At 74.3% G+C, this 8,602-nt stretch carries 9 protein-coding genes; 8 read left to right on the top strand and 1 reads right to left on the bottom strand.

Annotation, left to right across the window (positions count from 1 at the left end):
* Positions 1–39: 39 nt before the first annotated feature.
* A complete protein-coding gene (locus ACFU7Z_RS08430) occupies positions 40–768 on the bottom strand; it encodes an aspartate/glutamate racemase family protein (protein ID WP_053112228.1) in 729 nt (242 codons plus the stop codon).
* 187 nt (positions 769–955) lie between these two features.
* Here ACFU7Z_RS08430 and ACFU7Z_RS08425 point away from each other — a divergent pair, with 187 nt between their 5' ends.
* From ACFU7Z_RS08425 to ACFU7Z_RS08390, 8 genes are all read left to right on the top strand, one after another.
* Positions 956–1,684 carry a DUF4097 family beta strand repeat-containing protein gene (locus tag ACFU7Z_RS08425; RefSeq protein WP_049655082.1) on the top strand — a complete coding sequence of 243 codons (729 nt, stop codon included), beginning with the start codon at positions 956–958 and terminating at the stop codon, positions 1,682–1,684.
* A gap of 111 nt (positions 1,685–1,795) precedes the next feature.
* Complete coding sequence (locus tag ACFU7Z_RS08420) at positions 1,796–2,725, top strand: 3-oxoacyl-[acyl-carrier-protein] synthase III C-terminal domain-containing protein (protein ID WP_049655080.1); 930 nt, start codon at positions 1,796–1,798, stop codon at positions 2,723–2,725.
* Complete coding sequence (locus tag ACFU7Z_RS08415; RefSeq protein WP_380777001.1) at positions 2,725–4,116, top strand: hypothetical protein; 1,392 nt, start codon at positions 2,725–2,727, stop codon at positions 4,114–4,116. Before ACFU7Z_RS08420 ends, ACFU7Z_RS08415 begins: the two co-directional genes overlap by 1 nt.
* Entirely contained in the window at positions 4,113–5,399 is a 1,287-nt protein-coding gene (locus ACFU7Z_RS08410) for a type III PLP-dependent enzyme (protein ID WP_074002434.1), read from the top strand. Before ACFU7Z_RS08415 ends, ACFU7Z_RS08410 begins: the two co-directional genes overlap by 4 nt.
* A 44-nt stretch (positions 5,400–5,443) precedes the next feature.
* Entirely contained in the window at positions 5,444–5,713 is a 270-nt protein-coding gene (locus ACFU7Z_RS08405; protein WP_049655074.1) for an acyl carrier protein, read from the top strand.
* A 2-nt stretch (positions 5,714–5,715) separates the two neighbouring features.
* Positions 5,716–6,612, top strand: a complete 897-nt coding sequence (locus ACFU7Z_RS08400; RefSeq protein ID WP_380777000.1) for a hypothetical protein — start codon at positions 5,716–5,718, stop codon at positions 6,610–6,612.
* Complete coding sequence (locus tag ACFU7Z_RS08395; RefSeq protein ID WP_220450034.1) at positions 6,609–7,304, top strand: hypothetical protein; 696 nt, start codon at positions 6,609–6,611, stop codon at positions 7,302–7,304. The genes ACFU7Z_RS08400 and ACFU7Z_RS08395 overlap by 4 nt, the downstream gene beginning before the upstream one ends.
* Positions 7,301–8,455: an acyl-CoA dehydrogenase family protein gene (locus ACFU7Z_RS08390; protein ID WP_074002431.1), complete on the top strand. Its 1,155-nt coding sequence runs from the start codon at positions 7,301–7,303 to the stop codon at positions 8,453–8,455. Before ACFU7Z_RS08395 ends, ACFU7Z_RS08390 begins: the two co-directional genes overlap by 4 nt.
* Positions 8,456–8,602: the final 147 nt, after the last annotated feature.

Below are 8,602 nucleotides of genomic sequence, written 5' to 3'. Positions count from 1 at the left end.
AGGAACACCGGGGCCGTGCCGTACGCGTACGCGCGCGCCTCAGGAGCGCACCGGGACGCTCCGGTACAGCTCGGCGATGCAGGCCCGGGAGAGCGCGGCCAGGCTGGAGACCATCAGCTCCGGCGGCAGGCCCGCGCTCCGGTAGGCGAGCGGGAGTTCGGTGCAGGCCGCCACCACCGGCAGCCGCCGGCGCCGCCAGAGCCGTCCGACGGCCTCCCGGAAGGCGGCGCCGGCCTCCTCGGCCCGTCCGGCCTTCACCCGTTCGGCGGCCCCGTGGACCGCCTCCTGCGTCCCGCCGTCGGGCACCAGCAGCCGGTAGCCCCGGGCCGCGGCCCGCCGCTGGTAGAGGCCGCTGCGCACGGTCCCGGTGGTCGCCGTGAGCCAGCCGCCGTCCGGGCTCAGCCGGACGGCCTCGTCCAGGGTGGCGTCGACGATGTCGACCACCGGGACGGGCGAGGTGGCGGCGAAGCCGTCCAGGAAGACGTGCGCCGTGTTGCAGGGGACGGCCAGCAGGTCGGCGCCCCAGCCGGCCAGGGTGCGCAGGCACTCCCGCACCCGCCGCCCGGGCTCGTCGTCGCCGCCGAGGATCGCGGCGGTGCGGTCCGGGATGCCCGGCTCGGACAGCAGCAGCAACCGGGGGTGCTGCTGGTCCCGGGAGGCCGGCGCGTCGGCCGCGAGCAGCCGCAGGAACTCCGCGGTCGCCGCCGGGCCCATGCCGCCCAGTACGCCCAGGGTCCGCTCGGGAGCCCGTGCCGTCAGCGCTGTCATGCCTCGACTCTGGACGGCTGCGCTGACCCGGAACTGACATTCGCCTGACATCCACCGTTTGGGGGAACTCCCCCTCAGGAGACGGGGGTTAGCCCCATGGTCCCCGGCTTTCCCAGCGGGATAGCTTCGTGGGGTCCGCCCCGCGACGGGGCCTGTCCAGGAACGTCCTTCAGATCTGGGGAATGACATGCGCCAGCAGTCCGGCCGTCTCGCGTCCTTCGTCGTCCTCGCGGCCGCCGTGGGCGGTCTCAGCGCGTGCGGGTTGGCTCCCGACAACAACTTCGACGACGACGCCACGGTGAGCGACAAGATCACCGCCGTACGGCTCGACACCACCTCCGGCGGCGTGACCCTGCGCGGCAAGGACGGCCTCGACAAGGTCTCCGTGCACCGGTCGGTCAGCTACAAGAACGACAAGCCCGGGGTGACGAGCCGGGTCGAGAACGGCGTCCTGGTGCTGGGCGGCTGCGGCCAGTACTGCTCGGTCACCTACACCGTCGAGGTCCCCCCGGGCCTGCCGGTCAGCGGCCAGACCAACTCCGGCTCGGTCAACCTGACCCAGGTGGGCAACGTGCAGGTGTCCACCCATTCCGGGGCGGTCAGCCTGGACGGGGTGAACGGCACCACGGAGGTGAAGACCACCAACGGCGCCATCACCGGGCGCGGGCTGAACGGCAGCCGCATCCAGACCGAGACCCACAACGGGGCGATCGACCTCGTCTCGACCAAGCCGCAGGACGTCTCCGCGTCGACGTCCAACGGCGCCATCACCCTGGTCGTGCCGAGCGCCACGTACAAGGTGTCCGCGAAGACCGGCAACGGCCACAAGGACATCGGGGTCTCCGACGACCCGTCCGGCCGCTACCAGCTCGACCTGAGCACCAGCAACGGGCGCATCCAGGTCAAGCAGGCCTGACAACCCGCGCAACGGGCTGCCGTCCGGCGATCAGCCGGGCGTCAGCAGCCTGTCAGCGTTCCCGGCGAATCTGGTGGGGCTCCGATCCTTGTCGCGAGGAGGCCCCGTCGCATGACGTCGATAGAAGCGGTATCGAGCTACCTGCCACCGACGGTCTCGGTCGAACAGCTGCGGGAGCCGCTGGGGCTGACCGACCAGCAGGTGCGCCGGTTCACCAGGCTGTACGGCCTCGACCGGATCTGCCAGGCGCCCGACCAGTCCGAGGCGGAACTGCTGGCCACCGCGGCGGGCAAGCTCGACGCCCTCGCCGGGCAGGAGGACCGGATCCGGTACGTGGTGCGCGCCAAGGGGCTGCGCACCACCGCACCGTACCCGGTCAGCCCGCTGCGGACGGTCTGCGAGTCGCTGGGGCTGCGCCGGGCGAAGGTCTTCTCGGTGGCCGACCACGGCTGCGCGACCGGACTGCTCGCGGTGGACGCGGCCGGCACCCTGCTGGCGGCGGACGGCGACCCGGACGCGCTCGCGCTGGTGCTGGCCGGGGACAAGACGCTCACCCCGTTCTCCCAGTGGGTCGAGGACGTCTCGATCATGGGCGAGGGCGTCACCGCCGTCCTGGTGGGCGCCGGCGGCGACCGCAACCGGGTGCTCGGCTACCACGCCCGCATCCACGGCCGCGAGGACGGCGTCATCGACCTCGACGCCGAGGGCGCCCGCGAGGCCAAGCGGATCTACCAGGACGCGATGGCCGAGGTCATCGACGGCGCCCTGGCCGCGGCCGGCCTGGCCGTCGGCGACCTCGACCTGGTGCTGCCGCACAACGTCAACCGGGTCTCCTGGACGGTCGCCGCCAACGCGCTCGGCATCGACCGGGACCGCATCTTCCTGGAGAACATCGGCCGGACCGGCCACTGCTTCTGCGCCGACCCCTTCATCAACTACCAGTCGGCGCTCGAACTCGGCCTGCTGCGGCCCGGGGACACCTACCTGATGACCTCCGCGGGGCTCGGCCAGTCCTTCGCCGCGATGGTCGTGAGGCACTGATGGGCGCCCGCGACGGGGGCCGGACCCCCGATGCCGCCGACCGGCTGGCCCTCGCCCTGACCGGCTCCCCCGACGCCCGGCTGCTCTTCCTGGGCAACTTCGAGGTGGAGCAGCAGTGGGCGCTCGGCGAGCACACCCTGCCCCGGCTCTCCGCCGCCACCTCCAGCGCCGTGGTCAACCGGATGGACGAGTTCGCCCTGCTGCTGGCCGGCGGCCGGGACCACGTGGTGCTCAAGACCCGGCCGGACGGCGACTACCTCGGCTACCTGGCCGGGCTCGGCCTGGACCTGCCGCACGTCCACGTCCCCGCCGCCCAGGACCCGCAGCGCACCGTCACCGAGGACGCCCTGGCCGACCCGGCCCTGCTCGCCGAACTGGCGGGCCTGGCCGCCGACGGCTGCCGGATCGCCGCCCACGGCGTGTCCGAGCCGGAGGAGCGCCTCGCCGCGACCACCGGGCTGCGCCTGGCCGGGCCGGACGCGGCCACCTGCAAGGCCGTCAACAGCAAGGTCTACAGCCGCCGGATCGCCGACGAGCTCGGCCTGCGCCAGCCCCGCGGCTGGGCCTGCGAGACGCTCGCCGAACTCGCCGACGCCTTCGCGGCGGTGGACGTCGAGCTCGGCGACGGCCGGGCCGTGGTGAAGGAGGCGTTCGGCGTCTCCGGCAAGGGCATCGCCCGGCTGACCAGCCGGCGCCGCGGCGAGCGGATCCTCGGGCTGATCGCCAAGCAGGTCGAGGCCTCCGGCCGGCCGCGGATCGCCATGGTGGTCGAGGAGTGGGTCGCCAAGAGCACCGACCTCAACTACCAGTTCACGGTGGGCCTGGACGGCTCGGTGGCGTTCGACTTCGTCAAGGAGCAGCTCACCGAGGACGGCGTCCACAAGGGCCACCGGATGCCCGCCCGGCTCGGCGCCGACCAGGTCGACGAGCTGCGCACCGCCGCGGACCTGCTCGGCAAGCGGCTGGCCTCGGACGGCTTCCACGGCGTGGTGGGCGTGGACGCCATGGTGGACCCGGACGGCGGGATCTACCCGGTCGTGGAGATCAACGCCCGCAACAACATGTCCACCTACCAGGTCCGTCTGCAGGAACGGTTCGTCAAGCCGGAACAGGTCGCCGTCGCCCGCCACTACCCGCTGCGGCTGACCGCACCGCTGGCCTTCGACGAACTGCGCCGGCTGCTCGACGGCCTGCTGCTCGACCCGGCCGGCGGCACCGGCCTGCTGGTGAACAACTTCGCCACCGTCAACGCGGCGTTCACCGGCGGCGGCGCCCCGGTCGACGGCCGGCTGTACGGGATCGTCCTCGCGGACTCGGCGGAGGAACTGACCACCATCGACGCGGAGATCGCCGACCGGCTCGACCGGCGGGAGAGAGGGGACCGGCCATGAGCGACGTCTTCGAGATCCAGGGCACACCCGTCACCGAGATCGCCCAGCGGTACGGCACCCCGCTCTTCCTCTACGACGGGGACGCCCTGACCGGGCGGATGCGCGACCTGCGCGAACACCTGGACCCCAGGCTCCAGGTGTTCTTCTCCCTCAAGTCCAACCCCAACCTCGCCATCTGCGCCCTGCTCCACGCCCACGGCGCCCGCGCCGAGGTCTCCTCGCTCACCGAGCTGCGCACCGCCCGGCAGGCCGGGGTGGCCGGCCGGGACATCCTCTTCCTCGGGCCGGGCAAGAGCCGGGAGGAACTGCTCGCCTGCCTGGACGAGGAGATCGCGGCGATCGTCTGCGAGTCCCTCCAGGAACTCGCGCTGATCGACGAACTCGCCCGCGAGCGCGGCACGGTGGCGCCGGTCGCGCTGCGGGTCAACCCGAGCTTCTCGGTCAAGGGCTCCGGCCTCACCATGGGCGGCAAGCCCCGCCAGTTCGGCATGGACGAGGCCCAACTCCTGGCCGACCCGGGGCTGGTGGCGCGCCACCCGGCGGTGCGGGTGATGGGCGTCCAGGTCTACATGGGCACCCGCATCCTGGTCGAGGACACCATCGTCGAGAACACCGAGCGGATCTTCGACCTGGCCGAACGCCTCAGCGCCGCCCTGGACTTCGAGCTGGAGCTGGTGGACGTCGGCGGCGGCCTCGGCGTCGCCTACTTCGACGGCGAACGGGACCTCGACCTGCCGAAACTCGCCGCCGGGATCAACCCGCTGGTCGCCGCGTTCGCCGAACGCCACCCCGGCACCCGGCTGGTGATGGAGCTCGGCCGCTACCTCACCGCGCTGGCCGGCACCTACGTCACCCGGATCCGGTACGTGAAGGAGTCGCTGGGCGAGCGCTTCGCGGTCGCCGACGGCGGCACCCACCACCACATGGCGGCGGTCGGCATCGGCTCCTTCGTCAAGCGCAACTTCCCGATGCTGCTGCTCAACCGGCTCGACGAGCCCGCCACCGAGGTCTGGAACGTCACCGGCCCGCTCTGCACGCCCAACGACACGCTGGCCAAGAAGGCCGAGCTGCCGCCGGTACGGCCGGGCGACCTGCTCGGCGTGCTGCGCTCCGGCGCGTACGGGCCGACCGCCTCCCCCGTGCACTTCCTCAGCCACGGCTACCCGGCCGAGGTGCTGGTGCTCGACGGCGAGGCGCACCTGGTCCGCGAGCCCGACCGCCCGGAGGACCTGCTGCGCCACCAGCGCCCGATCGCCCCCGAACTCCTCGGCCGCTCCAGCTAGTTGTCGCACGTCCCCACCCCCAACCCCCGGAAGGAGTGCCGACCATGACCGGAGCCACCGGCACGGACCGCGCGCGGATCGTCACCGAGATCTCCGCCGCCCTCGGCGAGGTGCTCGACTACGACCTGCCCGAACTCACCGAGGAGTCCCGGCTCTTCGACGAGCTCGGCCTCGACTCCACCGGCGTCTTCGAGCTGCTGATGCGGCTGGAGGAGTCGCTGGACGTCGAGTTCGACACCGACTCGCTGGAGATGGCCCACTTCGCGAGCGTCCGCTCGCTGGCCGACTTCGTGGCCACGGAACTGGGCGGCTGAGCATGCCGGTCCGGACCGTACCGACGAAGGGCCCCTGGGAGGCGCCCGCCGTCTTCCCGCTCGGGCTCGCCGCGATCACCCACCGGAGGTTCCCACCGGGCCGGGCACGGATCGACGACGCCTTCTCGCTGCGCCACTTCGCCGACCTGACGGCCGCCTACGGCGTCGACCACCGGCCGGAGCTGGTCCGGGAGGCGGCCGGGAACACCTTCGCCGACATGGCCGGGGAGCTGCTCGCCGCGCTCGACCCGCAGGACCGACGAGCGGCAGCGGCCACGCAGGCGCCGCCGATCGACCTGGCCGTGGTCGCCCACGCCACCCCGGACCTGGACTGCCGGCTCGCCGCCGTCACCAGCCTCTCCGAGCGCGTCCCCGGCGGGCCGCTCTCCTTCGCCGTCTCCGAGTGCGGCTCCAACGCCCCCTTCGCCGCGCTGCGGCTGGCCGACGCCTACGCCCGGCGGCACGACCTGCGCAGCGTCGCGGTGTTCGTGCTCGACCAGGCCACCTTCCCGTACGAGACCGGACGGGACCTCGCCGGGGACGCCGGCCTCGCGCTGCTGCTGACCGACACCGGCTCCCTCGGCCGGCTCACCCTGTGGCAGCGCACCGGCACCGGACCGGACGACGTGCCGGCCGCCGTCCGCACCGCCCTGGCCGAACTGGACGCCACCGGCTGCCCGTTGGTCCTCGGCGCCGCCCTCGACCCGGCGCGCGACCTGCCCGGCCACCCCGGCCGGATCGTGCGCACCCCGCCGGGCCACCCGGCCTCCGGCACCCTCACCGCCCTCGCCGCCGACCCCGCCTGGGCGGCCGGGAGGGAGGAGCGGATCGCCGTCGTCGACCACGAGCCCGACACCGGCGACCTGGCCGTCTGCCTGATCGAACGGGGCGGGCGGTGACCACCGTGACGCACCGGGACACGGACCTGTGGCCCCGCTGCCAGGACGCCGCCCGGCAGCGGGGCCTCGCCCCGGCGCTGCGGCTGCTCGCCTCCGCCCTGACGCCCGGCCTGCTGCCCTGCGGGCCGGGCGGGCACACCGTGGCCGACGCCCGGACCTTCGCCGAGGCCGGCGGACTCTGGGTCGCCGGCGCCGCCCGGCCGCGCCGCCCCGCCGACGAGGCCGTGCTGTCGCGCACCGCGCTGCCCGGCGGCGAGGTGGTCGCCGCCACCGTCACGACCGCGCCGCCGGCCCGGCGCGGCGCGGCCGAGCGGGAGGCCGGCGCCGCCTTCGTCCTGGGCCTGGCCTGGGTGCGGCTCGGCCTGTCGGAGTCGCTGCGCTCGGCCTGCCTGGGCTACCTGGGCCGGCGCCGCAGCGGCGACTCGTACCTGTTGCAGCAGCAGCTGGTGAAGGGCACCGTCGCCGAGGCGGTGGCCGACCACCTGGAGGTCCGGGCGGTGCTGTCCGGCGCCGGGCCGGGCGACCTGCCCGCCGCGGTGCTGGCGGACGTCCACGCCCGGATCACCGCGGCCGACCGGGAGCAGGTCCGGCTGCTGGGCGCCAGCGGCTACCTGCGGGACGGCCCCGGGATGCCCTGCTACCTGTCGGAGCTGCTGGCGGAGGTCCACGTGACCGGGGAGGAACCGCGATGACCGGGCCGGACGGGCACCTGGCCGCGCTGCGCGCCAGGGCCCGCGAGTGGGGCGCCGGGCTGCGCCCGCTCGCGCTGGAGATCGACCGCGACCCGGAGGCCATCCGGCAGCACCTGGACCTCCCGGCCGTGCGCTACCTGGCGACGATGGGCATCCCGGCCGCGTACGGGAACGAGCCGGAGAAGATCGACGGGCAGCGCCACTGCGGCGACTCGGCGCTGGAGCGCGCCGTCGTCATGGAGGAGCTCGCCCGCGCCGACGTCGGCGCGATGGTCGCCTCGCCGGGCCCGTTCCTGGCCGGCGTCGCGGTCGGCCTGTGCGCCGACGAGCGGCAGAAGGAGTGGTTCTACGGCCGGATGCTGCGCGAACCCCTGTGGACCTGCTTCGCGCTGACCGAACCGGACCGCGGCTCGGACGCGACGGCCCTGACCACCGCGCTGACCCCCGCCCCGGGCGGGGCCCTGCTCAGCGGCGAGAAGCGCTACGTGGGCAACGCCTCGCGGGCCCGGCTCGCGGTGGTCTTCGCCCGCACCCGGCCCGGCCCGCTCGGCATCACCGCCGTCCTGGTCGACACCGACACCCCCGGGTTCCACGCCGAGCCGCTGGACATGCTGGGGCTGCGCGGCGCGCGGATCAGCGCCGTCCGGCTGGAGTCGGTGGCCGTCCCCGAGGAACACGTCCTCGGCCGCCACCTCCCGGCCAGCCGGCGCGGGGTCTGGTCCTTCGTCCAGATCTTCAACCAGCTGCGCCCGGGCGTCGCGGCGATCGCGGTCGGGATCGCCCGCGCCGCGCACGACTACGTGACCGCGCACCGCGGCCCGCTGCGCACCGCCGAGCAGGAGCGGCTGGACGCGATCGGCCGCCGGATCGACGCCGTCCACCGCCTGGTGCTGGACGCCGCCGCGACGGTCGACGCCCGGCCGGCCGACGGCCACCTCGCCTCGGCCGCCAAACTGCGCGCCGCCCGGCTCGCCGAGGACGTGACGCTGGCGGCCTGCGGCTTCTTCGGGCCCGGGGCCCGGCTGGCGCACCCGCTGCTGGACAAGCTCGCGCGCGACGCCCGGGCGATGGAGTTCCTCGAGGGCGCCGCGAACATCCACCGGCTGAACCTCTTCCAGGGACTGCTCACCGGCAAGGTCGGGCGCGCCTAGCAGCGCCTCCCGGGGCCGCCCCGGCAGGCGCCCCCGGCGGCGCCCCGGGGCCCGTCCCGGGCCTCTGACCAGGGCCTTCGCCCCATCAGTTGCGAATCAGTGCGACGTCAGTGTGTTCGGAAACCATGGGGCCATCGCTTCGGACCG

This window comes from Kitasatospora sp. NPDC057518 (assembly GCF_042802075.1).
Taxonomy (GTDB): Bacteria; Actinomycetota; Actinomycetes; order Streptomycetales; family Streptomycetaceae; genus Kitasatospora.
This window is presented reverse-complemented; position numbering and strand designations above follow the sequence as displayed.